This is a genomic window from Sphingobium sp. SA916 (assembly GCF_002894065.1).
GTDB lineage: Bacteria > Pseudomonadota > Alphaproteobacteria > Sphingomonadales > Sphingomonadaceae > Sphingobium > Sphingobium fuliginis.
This window is the reverse complement of sequence record NZ_LXYF01000031.1, coordinates 40,468-65,257: the sequence shown is the minus strand read 5'-3', so window position 1 is coordinate 65,257 and position 24,790 is coordinate 40,468. Positions and strand designations below refer to the sequence as shown.

The window sequence follows — 24,790 nt, the reverse complement described above, 5'->3', positions numbered from 1 at the left end:
TAATCTCTCAACATCGGCGTCACCGGCGCTGCGGGCAGATGGGCGCGAGCACAAAGCCTGCGCTATTGTCGCCGCCAGCTGGCGCTGGATTCCCGGCGGCAGGCTCGACCAGATCTGGATCTTCGGCCGTGTCTTGGGAGAGCTGATGGTCACCCTGGCGTTCCTCGTCCTGTGATGAACGGCGCAACGCCTCCGCCAGCGCAACGACTCGCATGAGGATAAAGCCTGAGACCAACGGCACAGATTTCGAGTCAGGCGGAGCGGTAGCCAGATCGGTGACGGAACGAAGGATATTTCGCCGTCCGCCATGCGGCACCCGGATGGTCACCCACGCCGGTCCGCGATCAGACACCAGTTTTAGAACCTCGAACCGCTCGCCAAATAGCGGATGTTGCGGGCACGTCACCGTTACATATTGGATCAGCCCGTCAATATCAGAGGTATCACTGGATGGTTGGCTCGCCGAACACGGTTGGCCATTCCCCGAACGCCAGATTGGTCGTGATGATGACGCTGGTCTGCTCGTAAAGTTTGCTGACCAGATGGAACAGCAACTGCCCGCCTGAGCGGGCGAACGGCAGATAGCCAAGCTCGTCTAGGACGACGAGATCGAGCCGGGCGAGCTGGGCGGCAAGCGCGCCGCTCTTGCCGATCCGGGCTTCTTCTTCGAGGCGGGTCACCAGATCCACGGTGTTGAAGTAACGCCCCCGCGCCCCGGCGCGGACCACATTGGCGGTGATGGCGATGGCCAGATGGGTCTTGCCGGTGCCTGTGCCGCCGACCAGGACGACATTGCGCTGTGCAGGCAGGAACGCGCCGCTGTGTAGCGAACGGACCAGCGCCTCGTTGATCGGCGTCACTTCGAAGTGGAAGGCATCGAGGTCTTTCACCACCGGCAGCTTGGCGGCTGTCATTCGGTATCGGATCGAGGCTGCGCGGCGGTGGGTTGCCTCCGCGCGCAGCAGATCGGTCAGTATCTCCATCGTCGTGCGCTGCCGCTGAAGGCCGGTGGTAACGGCCTCATCGAACGCGCCAGCCATCCCCTTGAGTCCAAGCCCGCGCATCGCGTCGATCATGTCATGCCGCTGCATGGAAGTTCCTCAGTTGGTCGTAACGGGGTTCCCGTACCACTTTTGCCAAAAGTAGCGGTAAGAATAGTTGTGATAAATCAGCATGTTGCCGACACGCCGCATTGCCGCTCCGCGTAATATCAATGGGTTGTGTGGCATTCAGGTTTTCAAAGACTCTCCGCAAGAATTCCCATAGCCTTGTCTGTCGGCAAAGGAGAGCTGCCGATGGAAAGCTGGCGAGAGCAATATCTGGGCGTTGACGCGTTGCCCACTTCACTGACCCATGCGGAGATCGAGTACTTTTTCCAGCCGGCCGAGCATATGCTCCCATATGTCTCTTCGCGTCGGCGGCCTTTGACCCGCTTAGGGCGCTCCTGCACATCGGATTCCTGCGTATGACCGGCCGTCCGTTAGCCGGGTTCGAAAGAATTCCGCCCGGAATCCTCGAGTTCGTTGCCAATCATGCCGGCATTCCAGCGCCACAGATCGCAACGTTGCGTGCAATCTATCGACGCCGGAGACGCTGTTCGCGCATCAACGGCTGGCTGCCGAAGCGATCGGCTGGCGGTCTGCGGAAGACGGTGTGCTGCGAATGCTGACGGCCTTCTTGCGATGCCAAGCCGAGACACAGATCTCGAGGCCCGATTTGATACGTCAAGCGCGTCGGTGGTTGTACGATCGTTCGTATGTCTTGCCAGGGGAACGGTTGCTTGAGCGACTTGCCGCCGCGGCGCAGGATCATGTATTGGAAGGTCTGAGATCGGAGATCGAAGCTGCAGTTGGGGCCGAACTGACAGGCAGTTTGAACCGCACCGAGATTGCCGGAGGCCTTAACTCCTGAGAGTGAGGGTCTACGATGAGCAAGACGACGAACAAGTTCGCCCCTGAGGTTCGGCAGCGAGCGATCCGGATGGTGCTGGATCACGAGGGCGATTATCCCTCACGCTGGGCTGCGATCACATCGGTTGCCGAGAAGATCGGGTGTTCCGGTCACACGCTGCTGGAATGGGTGAAGAAAGCGGAGGTGGACAGCGGCAAGCGCGGAGGCGTGCCGACGGAGACCGCCGAGAAACTCAAAGCATTGGAGCGTGAAGTCCGCGAACTGCGGCAGGCCAACGAGATACTGCGCAAGGCGTCGGCATATTTTGCCCAGGCGGAGCTCGACCGCCCGTTCAAACGATGATCGCCTTTATCGACGAACATCGCGATGCCTATGGGGTCGAGCCGATCTGCCGGGTTCTGCCGATCGCCCCATCCACCTATCACGAACGCCTTGCCAAGCGGCGAGACCCGGCTTTGCAATCTGCTCGTGTCCGGAGAGATGAGGAGCTGAAGCCCGAAGTTCTGCGGGTCTTTGCCGAGAACTTCGGTGTTTACGGTGCGCGCAAGATATGGCGGCAGATGAAGCGCGAAGGCTTCGATGTCGCGCGCTGCACTGTGCAGCGGTTGATGCGAAATCTTGGTCTGCAAGGGGTGATCCGCGGCAAGCCGGTTCGCACCACGATTGCAGACAAGGCGGCCCCACGCCCGCTCGATCAGGTCAACCGCCAGTTCCATGCTCCGGCGCCGAACATGCTATGGGTTTCCGACTTCACCTATGTCGCGACCTGGGCGGGGTTCGTCTACGTTGCCTTCGTGATCGACGTCTACGCCCGTTACATTGTGGGTTGGCGCGTCAGTAGAACAGCGCATGCCAGCTTCGTGCTGGATGCGTTGGAGCAGGCCATCCACGACCGACAGCCCGTTCATCGCGGCGGCCTGGTCCATCATAGCGACCGCGGATCGCAATACGTGTCCATCAAGTACACCGAACGCCTCGCTGAAGCCGGCATCGAGCCATCCGTCGGCAGCGTCGGCGACAGCTACGACAACGCTTTGGCCGAAACGATCAACGGCCTCTACAAAGCCGAAGTGATCCACCGTCGAGGACCTTGGCGCTCGTTCGAAGCCGTCGAATACGCCACGCTGGAATGGGTCGATTGGTTCAACAACAGGCGCCTGCTGGAGCCGATCGGAAACGTTCCGCCCGTCGAAGCGGAGCAACGCTACTACGCCATGCTGGACGACGTCCCACTGGCTGCCTAATTTAAGAAAACTTGCCTCCGGCAATCTCGGTGCGGTTCAGTTGGTCAAGTCGTCTTTCCGCCGCGAGATCCATCCCCAAAAGCGTATCCTTGCTCGACTGGCTCCGCGCACCTGCCAAAGGCTTCGGGCGGAACGATATCCAAATGATGCAATCCCGTATCACTGAACTTCAATCGCTTGGTGCTGATCGGCTTGCCTTGCCGAACCTGACAGTCGGCCGGATTCGCCTCCACGCTGTCCGTATTGCGCGCCAAAAAGCGGCCACCCTTTCCCGCCTCACCGAGCCCCGGCGCACGGTCGAGATTGGCTGCTGGTTGAGGCTGCAATTACTGGAAGCGACTGACGCCGTTTTGATGCAGACCGGTCGTCGAATTGGGCAGCTGTGGAGTCAGGCGCGGAATACGGTGGAAGAGCGCGCGCTGAACGAGCTGAAACTCTATCGGTCCAGTTTAGGCATCATGATCGGCGCGCTCGACGACCGCCAAATGATCGATGCCGAATTTCGACAGGTCGCGCTGCGCGCGATGCAGCCCTTGCGATCCTTGCCTGCGACAAAAGGCAAGGTTGCCGCCATTCGCGTTCAAATGAGCGAAGCGCCATCGCGACTTCGCGCCCTCATGCAACAGGTCTGCACGTTGCCGATCGATGTCGCGGCTGCTCATCCGCTTCAGCAAGCACTGGAAACCCTCGCTAGTAAATATTCCAAACGCCAAACAGATCTGATGGAGTGGGAATGCGAGCCGTTCCTTCGGTCGCCTTCCGGCGCCGCAATATTGGGCGGTAACCCTGGCCAGAGGTTTGCAGCCTTCGAAGTGGCTACGGCTATGTTGTTGAAACGCGCCCTTCGCAATGGATCTGCCAGCTCACGCCACAGCGTGCATCACCGTAGTATTGCCGATCAGCTCATGCCAGCTATCACCTGGGCGAATTCTCGGGCACAAGCCTTGCGGAACAATGGCTGGCCAACGACGATCGAGGCTTACCTTCGCCGGTTTCAGGAACCGCTTGCATTGCGGATGGAAATGCTCGGCGAAGCCATCGCCGATGGCGAAATCGGCATTGCCAACGATCGGTTCCAGGTTCCGCGGCTGTCGGCTGCGCCAAAGGATCCCGCTGTCGACGAAACTAGGTCTGCGTTGTTCGGTCAGATCGGCGACGTCCAACTTCCCGCGGTGATGGTCTCCGTCGACTGCTCGACGGGATTTTCGAGCGTGCTTTTGGGCCGTGCCCCTACCCGTCCTGCCGAGCTGGAAGTGCTCTACGCTGCATTGCTGGCGCTTGGTACGGAAAAGACCGCCGCCGACATGGCTCGCATGTTGGACGGCGTGAGCGATGATCGCATCGAGATGATGATGCGAACGCTGGAAGAGAACGCACAGTTTCGGGCTGCAAGTGACCGTGTGGCTGCATCGATGCTCGCCAATCCCATCACGCGCCTGTGGGGCTCCGGCATTGCTGGCTCGGCCGACATGATGAGCATGGATGCGACGCGCCATCTCTGGCTGGCCCGGATTGAACCTCGGCGGCGCACTCCGGCAGTTGGCACGTACACGCATGTCGTCGATCAATGGGCAATCATCTACGATCAGCCCGTGCTGCTGAACCTCAGACAGGCGGGCGTCGCGATCGAAGGCGCGCTGAACCAGAAAGTCTGCGAACTGCAAAGGCTCGCCGTCGACACCCATGGGTTCACCCATTTTGCCATGGCCGCCGCCAAGCTCCTTGGTTTTGATCTGGCTCCACGACTGGCCGATCTGGCGACGAGGAAATTGTACCTGCCCGATGGCGTAGCCGTTCCGCAAACCCTCGAACCCATGGTGGTGCGCGTCAAAGTCTCGCGGCTTGCCAAGGAAGGCTGGGACAGCCTGCTCCATGTGATCATGTCGCTGAAGACCGGCCACAGTTCGGCCGCGACAATCATCGATCGGCACGGAAGTGCGGCAAGAGGCACGGCAACCTATGAGGCCGGGACATTGGTCGGGAAGGTCCTGCGTAGCCTTTTCCTGCTCGATTACCTGGTCAAGCCTGACTTTCGACGCGAGGTGCATCGCAATCTGTCTCAGGGAGAATCCGTGCACCAGCTGCAACGGGCAATCCTGGCGGGCAGGATCGAGGCGAAACACGGACGCAAGCACAGCGAGATTGTGGCAGTCTCAGGCGCGCTGACGCTGCTGACAAACATCGTCATGGCTTGGAAAACTGCAGCGATGCAGGAGGTCGTTGATGCGCGACCGGGCCGCTACCCGCCGGAATATCTCGCGCACGTAGCACCTGTCGCGGTCCGCCACAGCAACATGCACGGAAAGCTGCACTTCCCGATCAGGGAGCGTGGGCACCCGCGCAAGGCTGCGACCCCATAACCTGCACAAAATCCCAAGCTACTGAATTAATGAGGAAACTTCACGATGGTAATTTCTAAATCGTTGAATTTATCCCGTTTTCCTACCGCTACTTTTGGCGAAACCCGTACGGGAACCCCCGATACGGCGGTTTCGCCGCCTCTGACACGGCGCTATCAAACCGGAAACGACCCAGAATCGGGTTGGAGGGAATATTGACGGTCCGGCCACAGGCACATTCGATACGCATGTCGATCCGCGACTCAGCCCAATTCTGAAGGGTTGCAAATTGATCGACTGCATCCATTCAGCGCTTCCACCGTTTGGGACCAGCGGCTCAAGCGATACAGTGTTTCGGCAGTTAGAGCGGAACTCAAGTTGAATTAAACACCTGATATTGATGAAGAACGTCGGTTCGAATATAAGCCTCTTGGAGGCTGCTGTGCTTAAGATCGACCTGAACACATATGGAATGACGCAGGATAGCCCTGCTTGTCCAATCGTGCACATGACGCAGGATGAGTTTGATCCGCTTCAGCCCAATCAGATTGGAGACGGAGACGAGACTACCGCCCAACGTATTGGCTACGCCATCGCCTATCTCATCGCATTCTCGTGCGTCGCCTATTTCATCTACATTTGATCCCAATCTATCTCCGTAAGCGGGGATCCTGGAAGAAGCCTATTTCATGATCAGCGTTCACATCTGCCTGAACATCCGCTGATCCCCGTACCGCAGACGCACGCTGGATTTCTGCATTGTCGCGAACATTATCGATCGAATCTTTACCCTGATTGATGATTCGGCCTGCTGCTCCTGCATCGCCGGTATCTGGTCCATTCGGAATCCCCTCCACGGAATGCGGATGATATGTCGCGCGGACGGTGTCGAAATTTCCGATCTCTCGATGAGGAACGTCCACAAGGTTTGGGCTATGTATCAATTCCTGCACATCCTCTCGGATCGCCGATTGCTTTTGCTGCATCCATGAACCGATCAACGCATTCCTCGCATCACGCTGCTGATCGGTCAGCGTGGTCACCCACAATTCTGGAGCACCCATTCCAGGATTGCGGGACTGCTCCATGCGATACCAATCCGCTAATTCTTGCGAAAGATTGGCGCTTAGTTGCATTCCATGGGTTTCGGCATAGCTCGCGTCACGACTAAGCTGCTCCGATAGTTCGTGGAGTTTTCGTGCGGTCTCTTGGTACGATTTGGCGCGCGAAAGTGAATCCTCCGTACTTCTGGATGAACTCGCAGACATTGAAGCCCGATCGAATGTTCCATCACGGTCATAGGTTCCAAGCGTCTCGTTGGCATTTGAACCATTTGCATGCTCGTCACGCATATTGACCGAAGAGGAATTATTTGATTCCGTATTTCGTTGATCGGAGTTGCTGTGACGCATCGTATCAATTTGCTGCCCGGTTTTGCTAACTGTCCCACCAACACCTGGTAATACGCTACCAATACCGCGGCCGCTTTTTCCCTTTGCACCAGCCCCTGCACCACCGATGCCGGCACGTATCTCGCCAGCGACGGCGTCAATTGTTCCAGCCGTCCTATCATGACCTTGCGAAATGCTTTGACTTTGACCAACCGACGACCTCTCCTCTGTTCCTGCACTGGACGACGCCGTGTTACGATCGAACCGTTCGATCGACGTCCCAGATGAGCGTCCGCGGCTGCTGTCCCACCCGGAACTTTGCTCACTCGACGTGCCAAAGGCGCTGCGATTGGTGTGGGTACTGGTGAGGATGTCCGAAGCCGCGGCTTCATAAGCTTTGGCCTGCCGCTCCGCGACGCTCGCCTGCTCCCTGAGTTCGGACACAAAGCCGGTCGATGCGCGGGGTTCGACATCAAGGCGCGAAATCGCCTGATGCATGTCGATCACCTCGCTGCCATTGCCGAACGCCGACATCACGGACCCATTGTCATTGCGGAAGCTATAGGCCGGCCCACCGTCCTGGTACGTCGCCGCAGTGTTCCACTGGTCGCTCTGCCGCATATTGGACGTCTGGTTTGCCCAGCTCACATTGCCATAGGCGTAATTGCCGGTGGTCTGCTCGAGCGCGGCTGCCTCCGCCGCATTCTGCGCCGGCGCCAGCATCGACATGGATTGGCCGGCGATCGACATGGCGCCCCGCGCGAGCCCGGCGGCGAGAAACGGCACGCTCATCAGCATGAACCCGGCGATCGTCGCGGTTTCAGCGTTGACCGCGCCAATGCCGGCATAGGATCCGAGCGTCATGCCACCCTCGGCCACGCCGGTCGCGGCTTCCTCTGCTCGCGTCATGCAGATCATGTGAAGCACCACATAAAGCGGTCCCCAGGCAGCGAGATAGAAAAAGCCCGTCGCATAGCCCTTGAGCGCCGACACCCCGGTTTGCGGCATGAGGAACAGCGGGAAAATCACCGGGAACATGGCGAAGAAGACGACCGTCAGCACGATGTTGAGGATCGGAACCCAGGCCATCGCCTGCTGGGCGATGCTGTTATAGGTGTTGCGCGCCTGCATGTCGGCGCGGGTCTGCGCGAAGCTGTCGATCGCGCCGGCCGCCGCCCCACCCACCATATTGTTACGCGCCTGCATGAAGGCGTTGATCGCCGTATTCTGGCGCATCGCCTGGGCAAAGCCATCGCCGGACCCTGTAAAAGCGCCATTGACGACAGGGATGTCATGTTTGAGCTTGTCGGCGGCCAGCGTGTTGCTGAGCTTGGGATAGGCTTCCTTCCCCCAGATCGGCGCATGCGCATCGATCATCGGTGCCCATTGCGCGTCGAGCATCTGATAGGCCTGGCGGCAGGTCACGATATAAGGCGTGACCGTGGTGCCGCTGCGTTCGAGCCATTCCTGTGAGCGCGATTCCGCCTCGGTGGCGATCGCCGCCCAGAGATCGGTCGCCTTGGCCAAATCGGTCAGCGATTTTTGATAGAGCATGATGTCGCCGAACACGCACTGCTTCATATATTGCTCAAGGTTCGTCGAAAATTCAGCATCGCGGATGATGAAATTGCGGGTCGCGTCAAAGAGCCGCGCGCCGTAGATGAGGCCGTTGGTGGAATAATTGAGCTCGCTTGGCATGACGAACACGGTCTCGGCCGTGCGGGTCAGATAATCGCCGATCTGGGTGGTGAAGCTTGCCAGTACGCCGAGGCCTAACGGCACATTTTCGACGGTGGCAGGGGCAAGGCTGGGATTGATGCGGTCGGTCACCTTGATGCTGACCGTCGGGACCATCAAGCACATATAGATAAGCGTCGCCTGCAGGAACCAGTTGAGCCAGGCCTTGTAGTTCAGGGTGAAGGCGACGACGAACAGCGAGTAGATAAGGCCCATCACCATGGCGACGCGGATCATAGAGCGATAGCCCCCGCCGCCTGACCAGGCCGCGACGGCGTTGAAGGTGTTGACGAGATATTCGCCGCCGCCGACCGTGAAGACCTCCAGCATCGCCCGTCCCTCCCGCCTAGTTGAGGCCCTGGGCGGACAGCCCGCGTGAGAAGCTCAATGCCGCGGCCATGCCTGGCGACATGCTGTTTTGGAGCGTAGATTCCAGTGCCATGGTCCGGTTGATCACCTGCATGGTCACCTGGAGCTTGGTGTTGAGCTTCATCTCGCGCTGGGAGAAGCGCTGCCGGGCTGCGGTGATCTGCTGCTTCCACTGATCGGCGGTCGCCTGGTCGGCCGTCTGATAATGGACCTTCGACTGCTCGACCCGGTCCATCATATTGTCGAGCATGGCGTTCAGAAGGTCGACCGCGACGATCTCCGACAGCGCCTCGGTTTCGCCATAGGTGAGCTGCGTATGCGCATAGGCGTAAACGGTCAGGATCTTGTAGAGCGGGACGGTGGCGAGGTTGAGCAACTGGCGTTCAGCGGCGGTGAGCGCCGTGTTGGAGCGGACCTTCCCATACATGTCATCGATCATCTGCTGGATGCGGGGGCGAAGGGCGCTCGCCCGGGGGATGGTCAACGTCTGCTCACCCACATCATAGCAATCCCCATCATTGCATTTGAGAATCTTGACCGCCGAGCCGCCTTCGGTGCCATCGAGCAGCGCCGTCACCACCGCATCCTCGGCAGGCCCGAACATCACCACCTTGCCGCCGACGCTGGCATCGGTCGAGGGCGTCGTGACGATCGTGCCGACCAACGTCATCACATATTCGGAAAATTCCTGGTCGAACGCCCCGAATTTGGCGGATTTGCTGAGCGCCTCCCAGGTATAATTATGCTTCTCGCCGACCAGCTGGTCCTTCATCGCCGCGTCGGAATTACCCGCGATTGTGCTGTCGCGGCTCCCGCCATTATTGCAGCCCTGGCGCGAGGCGGCCCAATCGGAAAAGACACCCTGGCTGTTGCCGACCGCCTCGCAGATAGTGGCGCGGGTCGTGTCCATCTGCGGCCATATGCCGCCGACCAGCGCCTGCGCGGTCTCGCAGCTGGAGATGTTCATCTGGTTCAACAGTTGCGCCTTTTGGCTGAACTCGTCCATGACCTTGCCGATTTCAGGCGAGACGGAATCGATCGCGAGCTTGAAGGCAAAGCCCAGCGCATTGTTGGCGGTGGCCTTGAGCATCGCCACGATCTCGGACGCGTTGATGAAGGAGAAGGAACCTGAGAAAAGATCGATGCCGCCGCAGCCCGCACGCGCGCTCGGAAGCTGGAGGTTGAAGGGCGAGACGCTTTTCTGCGGAAAGCGCGTCCAGACATTGCCCAGCGAATAATAGCCCGCCGACTGGCCCTGGAAGGCGGTGGGCCCGGTGATGTTGGCAGCGCCCCCCGCATCATTGAAGAAGCTGTTCATCTCGGACGCCACATTGGCGTCGGCAACGCCGATGACGCTCAGATGCACCGCCGTCATCAGGGTGACGGCAGCAGCCCCGCGCTGAAGTAGAGAACGGAGCCTGCTGTCTTTGCTTGGCTGTGCCATCAATAATCACTCCCCACCTTGGTGTTGGTCAGCATGAATATCCGATCCATGATCTCGTCGGCGCTCAGCATCCCGAACCCGACGGGGACCGTCCGCTTGGTCGCGGTGTCGAACAGGACCAGCGCCGGCGTCTCGTTGCCCGGCACACCCATGCGCACGCGCTGGCCCGCATCCACCACATAATCGGGAAAATCGCGGTTCGGCCCGCCGTCCATCGACACCGCCATCACCGCCATGCCATGGCTGTCGGCCACGGATTTGAGGATCGGCCCGAATATCTCGCAGGCGCCGCAGCTTTGCGCGTAGAAATAGAAAAGCCCGTAGCGCTGCCCCAATGTTTCCAGCACTGCGTCTCGATCGGCCTTGCGATTATCGAGCCAGGCGCGCTTGCCGACCGTACTGACCGGCCGCTGAAGCGTGTAATCGAGATCGGGGTTCTGCCAGAGCGCCCGCTGCCAGGTGTCTGAGAAGGTCGAGGCGCGATCGAGTTGCTCCCGCTGGAAACGGACATAGGCGATGACATTCTGCTCTGTCGGTTCGAGGATCGCTCGTGCCTTGAGCTCATCCAGTTCCTTCGTGATCGCCGCCATCCGATCGGCGGCGCTTTGCTGGGGCGTTTGCGCTGGCTTTTCCGGTTCAGCCTTGGGCCTGACGCAATAGAACCACTGGCCGAGGCGGCGTTCCCGGCAATAGAAATCGTCTCCCGCATCGGACTGCTCCACGCCATCGGTCGCCGCACCGGGTTCGTCCGCGTGGACGGGAGCGGAAATTATGGCCGATGCCAGCATCCACGCCACAAGCACGCTTTTCATCGCCATTTTATCGACCCTCCTTGCCTTAAACACGCGACCTCAATGGCCGCCGGGCGCGCTGTCCAGTTCCCCCTTGGTGAGCTGCAGCACCGACATCATCAGCGCGACATCGAGCAGCCGCGTGCCCTGGTCGAGCATGCGGATGATGCCGTTCATGAGCGGTCGGGCCATGTCGCGGCCCTGGATGGTTGCGCGAAACCGGTCGCCGCGCTTGATGAGCCAGCCGCGCCCGGTCATGTGGCCGACGCTATCGGCAAGGGACTCACCCGGAATCCCGCAGTCGAACCATCGCCCTACTCCATCGTGAATCTCCTGCGCGCGCATCGGCGAAGGGCTGCGATAGACGCAGATGAAGATGGCAAGCTCGAAGGCGGTCATGTCCCATCCAAAGGGAGCGCGGGGCGCCATCATCTCATTGGCCATGGAGATCATAATATCCCTGTATCTTCGCTTGAATGTCCGTCATGGTCTGGACTTCATCAGGCAGCTTGGCCGCGTCCATGAACTCGGAATAGACTTCGGTAAAATCCATCACCGAGAGATCGAGGCTCGCAAACTCCTCGATGGTAAAGCCCTTGCACTGCTCCTTCTTGGGCTTGTCCCAGGGCTTGTTCAGCTGGATACGGCCCTGTTCCTGCAGGATGCGCGAGAGCTTGCTCTCAAAACAGCAATAGGCGGTACGCTTGGTCTTGCAGATGCCCAGGATGCTGGACGAGCAATAGGTGCCGACCTTGTGGCAAAAGCCCATCCGGTCCTTGATATCGAGCTTCATCTCGCCCTGCGAGCAGGCGAAGAGCGTCAAGAAAGGCGTCGCCAACGCCGCGATCGCGGCGGGGCCGCCGGCAAGCGCCGCCGCGCCCGCGCCGATGGTCAACAGCCCGGAGGTCTTCCCCGCGCAGCAGTTGATGAGCCCAAATACCGGCTTGTGGCAGCTGTCCCGTTCCCCTGAAAAGACGGTGAAATTATTTTCGTCAAACTCCTTGCCGGCTTGGTCGATCGAGTGGAGCGCCACCAGCGCGTCCTTGAACTCGGTCGAGGCCTCACGGACGATCGGTTCACAGTCGCCGTTGATGCAGTAGACGTCGCCGCCGCAAATATATTGCTTCTCCGCACCCCGTTCGCTCTGCGGCACCGGGCAGCGATAGACATTTTCAAAGACCTTGCAGGCGCCAGGGTCGTAGGCCGGATCCTCCTCGTCATCGATGCATTCCTTGCGCAGGAAGCTGCATTGGGCATTGGCCTCCAGATCAGCGCAGTCATTGCCCTCGCCGATAATGGTGCATTGGTAGCTGTTCGCTTTGGCCCAGCAATCCTGTGTGACGCTCACCCCATCGACCATCCGGGTCCTGGGTTCGCTGTCCGTGCAGACCGACGATGTGAGCGTGCATTGTCCATTGCGGACCGGCGCAACGCAGGAAGCCAGGTCATCCGCCGTTCCGACATGCACCTTGGTCGTGCCGCTCCCTAAGTCCACCACCGGCGCCGGGGTGAAGCAGCCGAAGGCATCGCAATATTTCTTGCCGTTTGTCGACGCTGCGGGCGCCGTGCAGCTATAGGTGCGCACGGTGTTGGATTGATAAAGCGAGCGATCCTTATTGAGGCGGCCCACATAGCGGCGCTCTACGGTGAAGCTCGTGCTTTCGAGGCTACACGTCGGGGCGGTTTCAAAGCCGGTGCAACTGCTGCTGCTCGTGTTGGGATCCCATCGGATCTGCTTATGCCACACCTCATTATACCAGTAGCCGCAGCTGTACCGGTATGCCGTCTTCTCCTCAAACTGCGGAACCTGGGGCACGGTGCAGCTGGGCTGGCTCTGGTCAACGCTGGCGCCGGCATTGCAGGTTGCCTCATAGCTGCTGGACTGCCCGTCGCCCGGCGGCAGCGCGGTGCAACTGCCACTCGTGCCGCCGATCTCCTGGCCCTGCAAATAGCTGCCCGGATCATTCTCAATCGTGGTCGCCCTGCTGGCTGTCGACTTGATCTCGTCATTGTCGAAGGTCGCCCGTGTTCGATCCGCGTCCGTGGTGATCCGGTAGCTCTCGCTCGTGGATTTGAGCGCCGCACTGTCATTTTCGAGTTTCTCAGGGTCATCGAAATAGTCCCCCTGCTGCAGGCTCGACCCAGCATAGCCCGGCACGGCCTCAGCCTGCGATTGCTCGCTGGGCACCAGCGCGCCGTTCGACCGCATGGCGTTGCCGAGACCCTTCCCCTCTTCCCGCGCCTGTTCCTGCGTCATTTGCGCGTATAATGGCGCTGCCGCGGCCGCAGCGCTGATCAGCAGCAGCAGCGCGGCCCTGTATCTCACGGCTTTGCCCGGTCCATATGAGCGAGCGCGATTCCTGCAACCTGTGCGCCTGGCCCATGGCCTTCCGCAAAGCTGCTGAGCGCATAGCGGACCGTCACATTGCCCGTCATCCGGTCATGCGGCGGCACCCGTGTCTGGCAATCAAAGCCCGCACAGACGTCAAAATCGGAGGAGACCGCGACATAGGTCGGGACCGCCGCCACATCGAAGGCGCGGAAGAGACGTGGATCGATGCCGATATTCGCCATATCCTGTTCGTCCACGATTTTCCCAAGCTGGCCGGCGAAGACCTTCATGCTGTTGCCGGGAAAACCGCGAAATACGACGATGCCGCCGGCCGCCGCTGTATCCCGCACCATCTGCTTTAAAGACGCTGGCGGCATGGAGAGGCTGGCAAAGGCGATGAACTGCGGTGCCTCGCCGGGCTTGGCGGTGAGATTCTGCGCCGCCCCCTCGACGATCGCGTCAAAGTCGATGGGGCCGGCAGGTCCGGTCGGGAGATCACTCGCGGCGACCCGCTTCATATTTTCCGTGCCGTACTCATGCACGCTGAGCGCCTCTTCCCGGAATGCGTCGCCCCGATCCTTGACCTCATCGACAAAGGCATTCGCTTCCGCCTGCATGTCCGCCGCGCGCTTCTTGACCGCCTGGACGTCGATCCCCTCGACAGTCTGGGCGAGCAGTGCCGAGAGGCCGGCGGTGGCGAAAAGGGCGGCAAGCCCGATCCTGGCGAGATGCATGGCGTCCCTCCCCTAAAACACGCAGCAGTTGCGCTTGCGCCAGACCAGATAGCCCATATCCTCGCCGACGGCGGGGAAGGCCCGGCCCGCGTCGGGCGGAAAGGTCGAGGCGCCGATCGCCGAACATGCGAAACGTCCCGAGACCGTCGGGATTGGGTTCACCATCTGGAAGCGATATTGCTGCTTGCGCATGATCGGCATCAGATATTTCTTGCACAGGCCCTTGGACCCCATCGTCCCCCAGGCCAGCGCCTGGCGGTGCATCTTGTAGGCGAAGCGCGACAGGGCGAGCCGGGAGGATTGCACATGGCCGATCGATGAGGGAATATTTCCGTTCATGGGATACATGGACCCCTGGCAGCCCGCACACCAGAAGAGCGGATCGAGCGGCACGCCGACGGTGCCCGCGATGCAGTCCGCGGCGCAAGCGGCCTGCGCGACGGGGTTGGCAAAGACGATCGCTTCGGGGTTGATGAGGCCCGAGAGCGCATCATCCTGCCAGAGCGGGTCGACCTCAGTCATATAGGCGATGTCGAAGCTCGCCTGCTCGAAGCAGACGAAGTCGGTCAATACCTCCATCCAATAGAGCAGCGGATAGACATACCAGTGGACATGCCATTTGGCGGTGCTTTGCGAGCGCCCCCCGACCATCGAGGGCCCGGTCATATAGCCCTGGCCGATATCGAAGCCGGGCGCGACGCGGATGCCGCCGAGATTGGGGAAGCACCAGGGCTTCATGGTGACATCGGCGAGGCGTGCCGGTTCCCAGAAGCCGACCGAAATGCCGATGCGCGGGAGCGGGTCGGCGCAGGCGCAGATGGGCGAAGCGGGATTGCCGGTATCGGGCCGGTTGCCCGGCCAGATCTTCGTGCCGCCGACCGAAAGAGGAAACAGGCAGGACCAGCAGACATCCGTGATGGGATTGGCGAATTTGCCGTGACAGGTCGGCCCCGCTGCCTCGGCGCGCTGCGGGGTGAGAGCGAACGCCGCCAGCAGGCCGAGGATCATCAGCAAGGCGCGAAGGCTGCGCATCATTCGCCCTCCCCGGCTTGGGTGAGCCACTCCGTGTCCGCCCGATTCTTGACGCGGAGATAGATGAGGCTGTGGGTGGCGGTGAGGAGCATGAGCCCGGCGATGAGGAGCGAGGCCCTGCTGCCGAGGAGTTGCTTCAATGGGTCGAGCAGCAGGATGGTGGTGGCGAGGGCGAGGTAAAGACCCTGCCAGACATGCCGCATCGCCCGCAGGAACCGGGTTTCGGGCGCCGCCATCGGCGTGCGCAGGAGATCGAGCCAGAGCGGCATCATCCGGCCCTCTTCGCGTCGAGCAGCAGCTCTTCGATCTGCATGACCCGGTCCGCAGGCCGCACCACGGCGGGCGTGTGCTGGATGCCGAACCTGGCGGTAAGCCGCCCCTCCTGATCGAAATAGAAACGGCGTTTGCGGTTGGTCATCTCATCGATCGGTGAGCCGCTGACCAGGATGATCTTCGCCTTGGCGTCGCTGTACCGGGTCGTCGCCCAGGTCATCTGGGCCGCGTCGTCGCCATTGACGAACACCAGCGCCTGGGTGAGCCGCACAAAATCGAGCGGATTGATCTTCTGCCCCGCCGCCGCAATAAGTGTCCCCTTCTGGTCCCTGATATCCTGCTCGAGCGTGACCGTCGGATCGAACTGCCAGCTGCGCGCCGCCTGCGCAGGCGTGATTCCGGCCACGGGATCGGGCCGGCGGACCTTGGCTTCCACCCTCTTGGCAAAAGCCGCGTTCATCCGCGCCAGTTCGCCGCTCGCCTCGGCGCGTTTCAGCCGCGCTTCGATAGTGGCCAGGAGATCGGGTTCGATGACCGGGAAGGTTTGGCCGACCGCGCCATAGTCCCGCGCTTCCGAACGCATTGGGCCGATGATCAGCAGGGCACCCGCCAGCGCAGCGCCGGCGATGGGGACGGTGAGCAGCACCCTCACAGCACGGGCACCCCTGCCCCGAAGATTTGCCGCGCGCAGACAAGACCAATCTCGCCATAGCGGCTGTCGAACCCGTCCTTGTGCGGCGTGCCGACATAATAGCAGCTATTCGGGATCACGCCGGTCGGTCCCGGCGTTAGCCGCTCGCCGAGGCGCGTACGCGCCTTCCTATGCGCGACCGGCCGACCGTTGATGCGAACGTCGGTGCCGTCATGGCTGATGACATCGCCCGGCATGCCGTAGACAATCTTGCCGAATAGCGGCGTTGGGTTCCCGAAGTGCCGTCGCACCAGCGCATTGGCGGGCGGATCGAAGAAGATATAGTCACCGCGCGCCGGAACCTTGGTGCGGTGGATCAGGAACGCCCAGTTGGGCAGCGAGTCGGTGAGGTTGATCAGCACCGCATGGCGCTCGCGCCAACCGTGAAGGGCCTGCCAGGCGCCATAGCCGATGACGGCGATGCCGAGCAGCGCCCAGAGCCGCTTGCGCGGACGCCAGCCCGATACGCGCGGGCTATCACTGACCACCAGCGCCATCGTGCCCTCCAAAGCTTGAGACCGAAGCGCCCATCCCGCCGGGATACTCACCTGCCAGAGGCACGGGCGCGAATGGTGACGAGGCTCCGGCGGGCGACGGCATGGCGGGCATCGGCGACGGAGCAGACGCCTGCGATTGTGGAGTTGGCATTGGCCCTTCAAGACCACCGGTCTCGCGCTGAAGGCTCAGCAATTGCTGGGCGCTCGCTTGCTTTGGCATGGCGATGCCCGAGGCATAGACGGCCTTTTTGATGCTCTCGGTGATGTCCGGCACATTTTTGGACAGGACCGCCTCGCCCACCATGACGATCTCGCCCTGGCGCGAGCGTCGTTGCAACTCCTGGTCGAGCGTGCCCATGAAACGGCGCATTTCGGCCTCGACCTGGGCGGGCGAGGATGCCGAATGCGCCTGCGCCTGGACATATTCGCCGACAATGGTCGAGAGGCGCGCCGACACGATCCGCTCGGCCGGTGGCGCGAGCAAGGTCTTGGTGACCCACATGCCCCAGACCAGGGCCGCGGCCAACGCCGCGCCACCCAGAAGCTGGCCGCGGGTGAAGCCTGCAAACAGGCTGGTACGGCGTGGACGGAGGACGGGGTCCGGCGCGGGCAGATCGAGTTCCTGCTGCTCAGCCATGGCGGGCGCTCCTCTGCGGCGCGGGCAGGATATGATGGCGGCGCAGGATCATGAGGAGAAGGGCCGCGCCGCAATAGATGGCGACGGCCAAGTGCCGGAAAGCGGCAAGCCGCGCAGGATCGGCCGCCAAATAGCGCGTGGTGAAATTATGGAGCTGGATCACCATGCCATCGATTGAAAAGCCGCCGATCGCGAAGAAGAACAGGGCAAGGAGACCCCAGCTCAGGAGCAGGGTCGTGGCCAAAAAGCCCGCCAGTTTCAGCGTCAGCGCTGCCAGGCCCGCCCAAAACTGGCGCGACCGCCGCCGCTCCGCTCTCCGCACGATCTCCTCACTAGCACTGATTGTCAGTTCTCGCATGACTCCATCACTCCGCTGTCAGGGGAAGATCGCCCGGGTCCGCCGACCATTTTTCCGGCATGTCCGGGAATGCGACGCGCTCGATCGCCTGCTCCATGGTGAGACCCTGCGCCACCAGGTGTTCGATCGCAGCGAAGGTCCTGGGGCTCGATGAAAAGAGCGTCGCGCTATAGGGATCGAGCACGAGGCGGCCGACCGCCAATGTCTCGGGTCCCTTGATCATGATATCGGAATACTCAAAACCGTTGCGTTTCAGCGACCGCAGCAATGCATCGGTATAGTCATCCATCTCGAAGCGGTCATGCTTCTTGAAGTCGGCAATGGTTTCCGGCTTCTGCTGGAGAATGACGAACCAGTCGCTATTTTCGAGTGCCGCGATCGATCCTGGCGACTTATAATAGTCGTTCAAGGACTGGGTCGCCGTTACCAGCGACGCGCCATATTTGCGGCAGGTGCGCGCATAAGTCTCGATGAAGTCCGCCATCGCGCCGCCGCGCAGCATCTGCCAGGCCTCGTCCAGGAGCAAGGCCTTGGGGATCGATCGGTCAATCTTGCGCATCATCTGCTGGGAGAGGAACATGATCGCGGTGAGCACCACGCTGCGCAATTCCTCGCGCGCGGAAAGATCGGAAAGCTCGAAGACGGTGAGGTCCGCCGACAGTTCGAACGACACCTCGCCTTCGAAAAATTTGCCGAACGTACCGCGCGACGAGAAGGGCCGCATGGCGATGCCCAGCGCATTGGCAAGTTCGTTGCCGGTCCGGTCGAGCGCCGCGATCACATCATCGATGCACCCGGATCGCCCCTTTTCTTCCCAGACCTCATTCACCGCCCCGTCGATGAGGCCCCGCTCGGTATCGTTCAGCCGGTCGATATGGCGGGCCATCTGGTTCACAATGGCTTTCAGCATCGCCATGCAGTCGAGCTGATAATCCTCGTCGCGCGCGGCGAGATCGGCGTCGATCATGCTGAAGGGATTGAGGCAGAAGCCCGAGGACATGGTGAACTCGACAAAGGCGCCACCCTGGAGCTTGGCGCTGTGCTCGAACGAGCGACCGTCGTCGATCACCACCACCCGCGCGCCCGCGCCGCAGAGCGAGGCGCAGAGTTCCTGGAGGGCGACCGATTTGCCCGACCCCGATTTGCCGAACACCGCGACATTATGATTGCCCGCCGCATTCTCGAAGGGTGACCAAAAGAAGGGCTGGCCCCGCCGGCCGATCAACAGCAGATGCGGCGTCCGGCCGCCCAGATACTCGCCCTGGATCGGCGCCAGATTGGCGGCCGTAGTGGTCAGCATCGTGCGCATCCGCTTCATGCGCTCGAGATCCTTGGAAAGGCCGTTCGCCATCGTCATGGGCATGGCGCAGAGCAGGCCCATGACCTGGAGATAGCGATCGTCGAGCAGATCCCAGCCCGCCGCGCGATAGACGGATTTGAGGACCCGCTCATGGGTATCCCCCTTCCCCTTGGGCGAGAAGGCCGTAACCGAATAGAAGAGGCGCACGAGCTTGCGTCCCTGCTTCATCTCGTCATTCACATAGCGCCATTCCTGGCTCTGCTCCTTCAATTGCGGCAGGAAGCGCGCCGACTTGCTGTCGGCCAGGCTGGTCGTGCGCATGAATTTGAAGCCCGCCTTGCTGGACGCTGCCTCGACATCGGGAAAATCGATGCAGAGATTGGTGGCGACCGGACAGGGCATGCGCAGCTTGTCGGTGAACATGTCGCCGATCAGCCGCGCGACATCCCAAGGCGCCCAGCGCTGGGGCAAGTTGCGCACCGAAAAGGAGCGGACATCGAAGGTGTCGGGGTAAATCTCGCCGATCTCGGGGGTACCGTCGATCTCGCGGCCGGTGGGACGGAAGCGCTCGGTGCGCAGCAATATGCGATCCGCCTCAACCCGCATCTCGACATCGCGCCGGATCGCCTGGTCGGCGATGGGATCGAACGCATTATAGCTCACCGCGTCGTCGCCCGGCGCGGTGGTGGGCGAGGTGATGTCGTCGATCCACGCGATGAGCGCGGGCGGGTCCATTTTGCGGGCGGTGACGTTGATCGAGGCCAGCGCGGAAATGAGCCCGTCCATGACGCCGACAATCTCCTCGTTGGAGACGCGCGAACTTTCCGGCGTCGAATAGGAGATGGCGACACGGTGGTTTCGCAGGCCAAAGGGCGCGTCGGCCGAGAGCGAGGTCCAGACGCCCTGGGTCATATGCTCGACCCGGTGCTTGGCCATGCGCTCGTAAATCCCGTGCGCCCGGTAACGCGGCACATACCATTTGGAGAGCAGCTCGCCGACGCGCGGGCTCATCCATTGGTGAAATTGCAGGCAGCCGGGCGTCGGGATCGCTTCGGAGAGGAATTGCGCAAGGATCTCGCCGCTGCGCTCATCCGCGCCCACCATCGGCGCCACCTCCAGCACGAAGCCGCGCGAGGCGCTGTTGTAGAAGATGCCGCTCTTCGCGTCGTAGCTGCGGTAGGGCAACCAATGCGCCAGCATCGGGACGCCGAGATCCGGGCGGCCGCTGTCCGGGCGCTTGGTGTCGCCCAGCATCCCCGCCATCAGGCGCTCGAAAATATTGGGATCAGCCATCATTCATCCTCCGGGATGGCGGCAGGAAAGGCGGTTGCCCGCACGATGGGTTGGACGACCGGCTTAGGCGACGCGGGCACGGAAACTGCGGCGGCGCCTTTCGCCGGAACCAGCTTGCTCGGAAGCGCCGCTGGGGTAGATGAGGCCGCTTGCGGCGCGGAAGGTGTCGGAACCGACGGCGAACCGGCCCGCGCGGCGGTCCCAAGCCGACGCGCCACATCAGCCTTGATGGCCGCTACGGGATCCGCCTTCCGCGCCCGCGCCGCTTCGACGGCTGCCGGCGTCGGCAGATCGGGATCAACGGCGAGCGGTGGTTCGGTGGTAGTGACGGCCTCGGCCAGGCTCTGCATCTGCGGCGCGGCCGAAAACGCGTTGCGCGGCAGGACCGCTTCCTGAGGTTCGGGCGCGCTCTGCCATTCTCCCTGGGCGACCACGGCGCGGATGGCGCTCGCTTCATGGAGCCGACCGCCTTCATCGATGAAAGCCGGGAACACAATGCGCATCAACCGCTCGCGGCTGCGCGTGGCGTCGGCGCTGACCGCCATGCGCACCGGCTCAGCCGCCGCGACCTTGGTGGCCGCCGGACTCTTGCGCTGCTCCTCATAGGGCCCTGCTGGGGTCGGCGTGGCCGAGGGATCATCGGTGATCATGGCGAGCGCTCGATCATCGATGACCGCGCTCGGCGCACAAATGCCATCGGGCGCGGCGCAGGCGAAACTGCCCTTCACATTACCGCCAAGGCTCGCGCAGCCGGTTGAAAGAAGGCAAGCCAGGACGCTGCTGATCATCGCGGCCAGCGGCCTTGTCGTGACGGCCCCGCTCACGACCGTGCGTCCTTAAGCCAGGCTTCGAGAAATTCGCGCGGGCGATACCCTTCCAGCACCGCACCGTCGCTGCGGACGATGACCGGCGTGCCATTGAGGCCGTGTTTGTGAGCAAAAGCCTCATTGGCATCAAGCCCCGACGTGTCGCAGGTCGCGCCGCCCGCCAGCGGCTCTCCGGCATAGGCGGCGTGTACGGCCCGCTCCTTGTCCTTCGCGCAATAGACGCGGTCGGCAATGTCGCGGCTGCCCAGGACCGATATCGGCCGCTCGATCACCTTGACGTTCATCGAACGCAGGACATTGGACAGCGCGCGGCAATAGCTGCAGCGAAAATCGGTGAAGATGGTGAGGCTCTGGCCCTGCGGATTGCCCCAGATGATGGCGCCGTCCTTGCCGAGGCTTTCGAGTGAGAGCTTGGGCGATCGGCGTTCCGGTGTCGGCTTTTCCATCCGGCCACCCTTGGCGGCAGCGGCGAAGGCGGCCTTTTGCGCATCCTCGCCCGTCAGGTTCGCCGCCGCATTGGCCGAGGCTGCCGCGCCCACCAGCATGTCGGGGTTCATCTCCAGCAGCTTGGCTGCCGTCAGGTCCTGGCGGGTCTGCATGTCATAGACACGGCCGATGATGAGGTAGCGTGCGGCGGGATCGACATAGAAGAGATTGGCGCCGGCGGTGATTTCGCACAAGCCACTGACCTTCTGGCAATCGACTGCGCCAACCTGGGTCTTGGGGAGCCGGGCCTTCAGCGCCTCTCTGACCCCGCCCTCCGCGCCGCCAACATCGGCCGCGAGGCTGAGGCTCGCGAGGCCGACGCAACCGAAGGCTAACCCGATCGATGCAGCTCGATATGAGAGGAAGCGCCCAAGGCGCCGCAGCCTAGTTGCGAACATAAACACCCTCCAGGAAGACGATCTCGACATCGATGCCGGTCGGCATCTCGATCACCGGCTGATATTGCTCGGCCCGTTCGATCAGATATTTGGACACAATGTCGCCGGTTTGGGCGACGCCTTCGCCAAGCCCGCCTTCGAGGATGTCCCCGGTCGAGAGCTTGTCACGCTTGCCATTGGTCGAGATGTTGGTGCCCTGGAACACACTGTTCGCATTGGCCGAAAAGCCGCGGCCAAAGCCGCCCACCAGGCCCGCCATGAAGGCCTGGGTGACCAGCGATCCCTCGCGCGACACCACCCGGCCGCGCACGCCCGTCTTGCCGCCAAAGGCGATGAACCCCTTGACCTCGGACACCGCATAGCGGCCGCCCGGTTGCGGGCAGGTCATCTTCTGGAGCTTCACATAGACTTTCTCGCTCGAGAGATCGCCGCGCGCGGCACCATTGATGAGACAGCCTTCGATTTTGGTCGTGAGCAGCTTGCCATTGGCGAAGACCGAGCGAGCGGGACCGGTGATGCGCAGCACGACGGGCAACGGATCGGTCTGGCTGTTGACGCCCGCGCTTGCATCGACCCCGACAATCACCCGCGCGCGAGCGAAACTGTTGGGCGGGAGATAATTGGGGCTGTCGGTATAGACGGTATTGCCCTTGGCGACCTTGGACGCGATCCCACTATCGCTGCTGGTGAAACTCACCATCTTGACCTCATTGCCGCGGGGGAGCGCATCGGCGCGCACCGCACCTGCGTCGCCCGGTGCATCGGGCCGCTGATAGACTTGCGGGCCATTGGGGCCGTAGAGCGCGGAAGGGCCTGCCATCGCTGGCTGTGCCGTGCGCCGCTCGGAAATCTGGCGCTTCAATTGCTCATTTTCTGCCTGATAAGCGGTCAGCACCCGCTGCCCGTCGGCCTGCATCGACTGGTTCTGGGCTTTCAGCGCCTCGACCTGCGAGGCGAGCTGGTCCATCCGCCGCTGCTGGCCGCCCACGGCCTTCAGCTGATTTTCCTGGGCCTGGAACTGGTTTTCCGACATCGCCATCCACTCCTGCTGGGAGAGGTTGCGGTTCACCAGATCCTTGGTCGAGACATCGATTTCTTCGCCGCTTGTGGCTTTGGGATCCTCCTTTTTCTCGTCACCGCTGAAGATCCAGAAGGAGGAGGCGATGAGGCCGATGCCGGCTGCGCCGGCGAGAAGCAGTTGCTGCTTGCGGCGGACGGCCTCGTTGCCGGCGAGGTCAGCGCTGACAGGGGAGACGCCCTCGCCCGCCTCCTGATCGGCATCGAGCGTCCGGCGCTTGCGCGAAAAAAGATCAGCCAATGCCATCAGGGCCTCCCATTTTGCGATACGAGATAGGCGGTCGTGATCTTGCCGGGGCCGAGGCGCGGCTCGGCGATCGAGACGGCCAGCGTGCCCGACGGCGCAACCGTCGCTTCATTAAGCTCGATGGCCGCCGCCCCCTTATTCTCGATGCGCAGCACCTTGCCGGTCAAATCCGCGCCGCGATATTCCGCGATCATCTGCACCTTGAGCGTGCCCACATAGACAGGGCGGAGCGAACGCTGCCGCATCTCGTAGCCCGGCGCCGAGCCATTGGCGGCCATCGCCTGCATCAAGGCAACCGCCGCGTCCTGCGGTCCGATCTTGCCCTGCGGGCTATTCTCCTCCGCTCTCTCACGAGCGATGGCGGGATTGGTGACGAAGATCTGCGCGGCCTGATCGCCTGTGATCCGGCAGAGGAACTTGTAGACATAGCCGCGCTTGCTCGTTCCGAAGAAGGACAGCGCACCTTTCTGGAAACCGTCGGGCACCGAGAGATAGATGTCGCCGCGAACAGGCTCGTTCACCACCGAGAAATCCTCGGTCGGGTTGCCGGTCGAGATTTTCGACACGCTGGCAAACTCATCTTCAACCAGGCTGATGCGGGTCAGGTCCTTGGCTGATGCCTGGCAATCGACCTGCGCACTGTCGGCCGCCACGATATTCTGGTCGGCAAAGGCCGGTGCGCTGATGAGGAGCATCGCCAGCCCGAGCAGGAGCAGGCCGATCATCCGGCTTGCAAAACATTGGAGACGGGAGAGAAAGGCAAGGCCGCCCGCTGCGCTGCCGATGACATAAGCCGACATCATGACGCCCTCCCCTTCTCACGGTGGCCCTTCTCATCCTCCACCATGCCAAAGCCGATGAGCCTCAGGGTGAGGCCCGCATATTCCCAGCGGTAGCGGAAGGTGCGCAGCTGTTTGGAGACGACCTTGCTGCCGACGATGGTGTGGAGTTCGCCGGTCACCTCCGAGCTGAGCGCCTTCGTATCGATGGTCATCGACTGGATGGTGAAGAACTGCGATATCGACGACCCGCGCTGCTCCTCGACAATGCGCATAAGATCGGCCTTGAGTTTGCCCTGTGCCCGCGGCGAAGCGATGGCGAGCACGCTCTCCATCCAATATTCGAGATTTTGCGGATTGCGATCGAGGGTCAGCACCACGACATCACGCGTGATCATCTCCAGATAGTCCCGGCTGACGCCCGAACTGGAAATGGTGAGCGGCGAGCGCAGGACCGGCTGGAGCACGATCTCCCGACCGCGAAAAAGGGTCATGGTCAGCAGCAGCAGGCTGAATGCCCCGAGCGCCGCGACGGCCGCGAACAGCAGATTGCGTTGCCGCAGGATTCGCTGGTGGTGCGAATGTTGGTAGCTAAGGTCCATA

At 61.9% G+C, this 24,790-nt stretch carries 23 protein-coding genes, 1 pseudogene and 1 other annotated feature; of the genes and pseudogenes, 4 read left to right on the top strand and 20 right to left on the bottom strand.

The window, feature by feature from the left end; genetic code table 11:
• Positions 1–19: 19 nt before the first annotated feature.
• Together A8G00_RS25105 and istB are read right to left on the bottom strand one after the other, a co-directional pair.
• On the bottom strand, positions 20–406 hold the full coding sequence (locus A8G00_RS25105) for a DUF5372 family protein (protein ID WP_172451815.1): 387 nt from the start codon (positions 404–406) through the stop codon (positions 20–22).
• 49 nt (positions 407–455) lie between these two features.
• Positions 456–1,091 (bottom strand): annotated as a pseudogene (gene istB / locus A8G00_RS09210) (IS21-like element helper ATPase IstB); the annotation flags it as partial.
• A 364-nt stretch (positions 1,092–1,455) separates the two neighbouring features.
• On the opposite strand from istB, the gene A8G00_RS25865 reads away from it, so the two are divergent.
• From A8G00_RS25865 to A8G00_RS09190, 4 genes are all read left to right on the top strand, one after another.
• Entirely contained in the window at positions 1,456–1,911 is a 456-nt protein-coding gene (locus A8G00_RS25865) for a DUF4158 domain-containing protein (protein ID WP_082718745.1), read from the top strand.
• Positions 1,912–1,926: 15 nt separating this feature from the next.
• Positions 1,927–3,155 (top strand): IS3 family transposase gene (locus A8G00_RS09200; RefSeq protein WP_099187114.1). Its coding sequence is split into 2 segments (ribosomal slippage): positions 1,927–2,215 and positions 2,215–3,155, totalling 1,230 coding nucleotides; the frame shifts between segments, so codons are not numbered across the junction.
• Positions 2,208–2,324: a sequence feature (AL1L pseudoknot), on the top strand. Its footprint overlaps the gene before it by 117 nt.
• An 89-nt stretch (positions 3,156–3,244) precedes the next feature.
• On the top strand, positions 3,245–5,515 hold the full coding sequence (locus A8G00_RS09195; RefSeq protein ID WP_062017345.1) for a Tn3 family transposase: 2,271 nt from the start codon (positions 3,245–3,247) through the stop codon (positions 5,513–5,515).
• A 379-nt stretch (positions 5,516–5,894) separates the two neighbouring features.
• Positions 5,895–6,137 (top strand): hypothetical protein, encoded by a 243-nt coding sequence (locus A8G00_RS09190; RefSeq protein ID WP_046766234.1) that lies wholly within the window; start codon positions 5,895–5,897, stop codon positions 6,135–6,137.
• A 7-nt stretch (positions 6,138–6,144) separates the two neighbouring features.
• On the opposite strand, the gene A8G00_RS09185 is transcribed toward A8G00_RS09190, so the two are convergent.
• The 18 genes from A8G00_RS09185 to A8G00_RS09100 all read right to left on the bottom strand — a co-directional run bounded on the left by A8G00_RS09185 (position 6,145) and on the right by A8G00_RS09100 (position 24,789).
• Positions 6,145–8,952: a conjugal transfer protein TraG N-terminal domain-containing protein gene (locus A8G00_RS09185; protein WP_046766235.1), complete on the bottom strand. Its 2,808-nt coding sequence runs from the start codon at positions 8,950–8,952 to the stop codon at positions 6,145–6,147.
• Positions 8,953–8,968: 16 nt separating this feature from the next.
• The gene (locus tag A8G00_RS09180; protein ID WP_046766270.1) at positions 8,969–10,369 is read right to left on the bottom strand and encodes a conjugal transfer protein TraH; all 1,401 of its coding nucleotides are present in this window, start codon (positions 10,367–10,369) and stop codon (positions 8,969–8,971) included.
• A 65-nt stretch (positions 10,370–10,434) separates the two neighbouring features.
• Positions 10,435–11,253 (bottom strand): conjugal transfer protein TraF, encoded by an 819-nt coding sequence (locus A8G00_RS09175; RefSeq protein WP_046766236.1) that lies wholly within the window; start codon positions 11,251–11,253, stop codon positions 10,435–10,437.
• A 33-nt stretch (positions 11,254–11,286) separates the two neighbouring features.
• Positions 11,287–11,670: a hypothetical protein gene (locus A8G00_RS09170; protein ID WP_226869716.1), complete on the bottom strand. Its 384-nt coding sequence runs from the start codon at positions 11,668–11,670 to the stop codon at positions 11,287–11,289.
• The gene (locus A8G00_RS09165; RefSeq protein ID WP_046766237.1) at positions 11,660–13,552 is read right to left on the bottom strand and encodes a conjugal transfer protein TraN; all 1,893 of its coding nucleotides are present in this window, start codon (positions 13,550–13,552) and stop codon (positions 11,660–11,662) included. The genes A8G00_RS09170 and A8G00_RS09165 overlap by 11 nt, the downstream gene beginning before the upstream one ends.
• Positions 13,549–14,292, bottom strand: coding sequence for a type-F conjugative transfer system pilin assembly protein TrbC (gene trbC / locus A8G00_RS09160; RefSeq protein ID WP_046766238.1), 744 nt, complete (start codon positions 14,290–14,292; stop codon positions 13,549–13,551). Before trbC ends, A8G00_RS09165 begins: the two co-directional genes overlap by 4 nt.
• Positions 14,293–14,304: 12 nt before the next feature.
• Complete coding sequence (traU, locus tag A8G00_RS09155; RefSeq protein ID WP_046766239.1) at positions 14,305–15,327, bottom strand: conjugal transfer pilus assembly protein TraU; 1,023 nt, start codon at positions 15,325–15,327, stop codon at positions 14,305–14,307.
• Positions 15,324–15,596 carry a hypothetical protein gene (locus tag A8G00_RS09150; protein WP_319024297.1) on the bottom strand — a complete coding sequence of 91 codons (273 nt, stop codon included), beginning with the start codon at positions 15,594–15,596 and terminating at the stop codon, positions 15,324–15,326. Before A8G00_RS09150 ends, traU begins: the two co-directional genes overlap by 4 nt.
• Entirely contained in the window at positions 15,593–16,249 is a 657-nt protein-coding gene (gene traW, locus A8G00_RS09145) for a type-F conjugative transfer system protein TraW (protein ID WP_253257947.1), read from the bottom strand. Before traW ends, A8G00_RS09150 begins: the two co-directional genes overlap by 4 nt.
• The gene (locus A8G00_RS09140) at positions 16,246–16,785 is read right to left on the bottom strand and encodes a S26 family signal peptidase (RefSeq protein WP_046766241.1); all 540 of its coding nucleotides are present in this window, start codon (positions 16,783–16,785) and stop codon (positions 16,246–16,248) included. Before A8G00_RS09140 ends, traW begins: the two co-directional genes overlap by 4 nt.
• Positions 16,766–17,422 (bottom strand): type-F conjugative transfer system protein TrbI, encoded by a 657-nt coding sequence (locus A8G00_RS09135; protein WP_046766242.1) that lies wholly within the window; start codon positions 17,420–17,422, stop codon positions 16,766–16,768. The genes A8G00_RS09140 and A8G00_RS09135 overlap by 20 nt, the downstream gene beginning before the upstream one ends.
• Positions 17,415–17,780 carry a hypothetical protein gene (locus A8G00_RS09130; protein WP_046766243.1) on the bottom strand — a complete coding sequence of 122 codons (366 nt, stop codon included), beginning with the start codon at positions 17,778–17,780 and terminating at the stop codon, positions 17,415–17,417. The genes A8G00_RS09135 and A8G00_RS09130 overlap by 8 nt, the downstream gene beginning before the upstream one ends.
• Positions 17,781–17,787: 7 nt before the next feature.
• Positions 17,788–20,373 carry a type IV secretion system protein TraC gene (traC, locus tag A8G00_RS09125; protein ID WP_046766244.1) on the bottom strand — a complete coding sequence of 862 codons (2,586 nt, stop codon included), beginning with the start codon at positions 20,371–20,373 and terminating at the stop codon, positions 17,788–17,790.
• On the bottom strand, positions 20,373–21,197 hold the full coding sequence (locus tag A8G00_RS09120) for a hypothetical protein (protein WP_061938797.1): 825 nt from the start codon (positions 21,195–21,197) through the stop codon (positions 20,373–20,375). The genes traC and A8G00_RS09120 overlap by 1 nt, the downstream gene beginning before the upstream one ends.
• Positions 21,194–22,084: a DsbC family protein gene (locus A8G00_RS09115; protein WP_103000486.1), complete on the bottom strand. Its 891-nt coding sequence runs from the start codon at positions 22,082–22,084 to the stop codon at positions 21,194–21,196. Before A8G00_RS09115 ends, A8G00_RS09120 begins: the two co-directional genes overlap by 4 nt.
• Positions 22,071–23,408 carry a TraB/VirB10 family protein gene (locus A8G00_RS09110; RefSeq protein ID WP_046766247.1) on the bottom strand — a complete coding sequence of 446 codons (1,338 nt, stop codon included), beginning with the start codon at positions 23,406–23,408 and terminating at the stop codon, positions 22,071–22,073. The genes A8G00_RS09115 and A8G00_RS09110 overlap by 14 nt, the downstream gene beginning before the upstream one ends.
• Entirely contained in the window at positions 23,408–24,211 is an 804-nt protein-coding gene (locus A8G00_RS09105) for a type-F conjugative transfer system secretin TraK (RefSeq protein WP_046766248.1), read from the bottom strand. Before A8G00_RS09105 ends, A8G00_RS09110 begins: the two co-directional genes overlap by 1 nt.
• Complete coding sequence (locus A8G00_RS09100) at positions 24,208–24,789, bottom strand: type IV conjugative transfer system protein TraE (RefSeq protein WP_046766249.1); 582 nt, start codon at positions 24,787–24,789, stop codon at positions 24,208–24,210. The genes A8G00_RS09105 and A8G00_RS09100 overlap by 4 nt, the downstream gene beginning before the upstream one ends.
• Position 24,790: the final 1 nt, after the last annotated feature.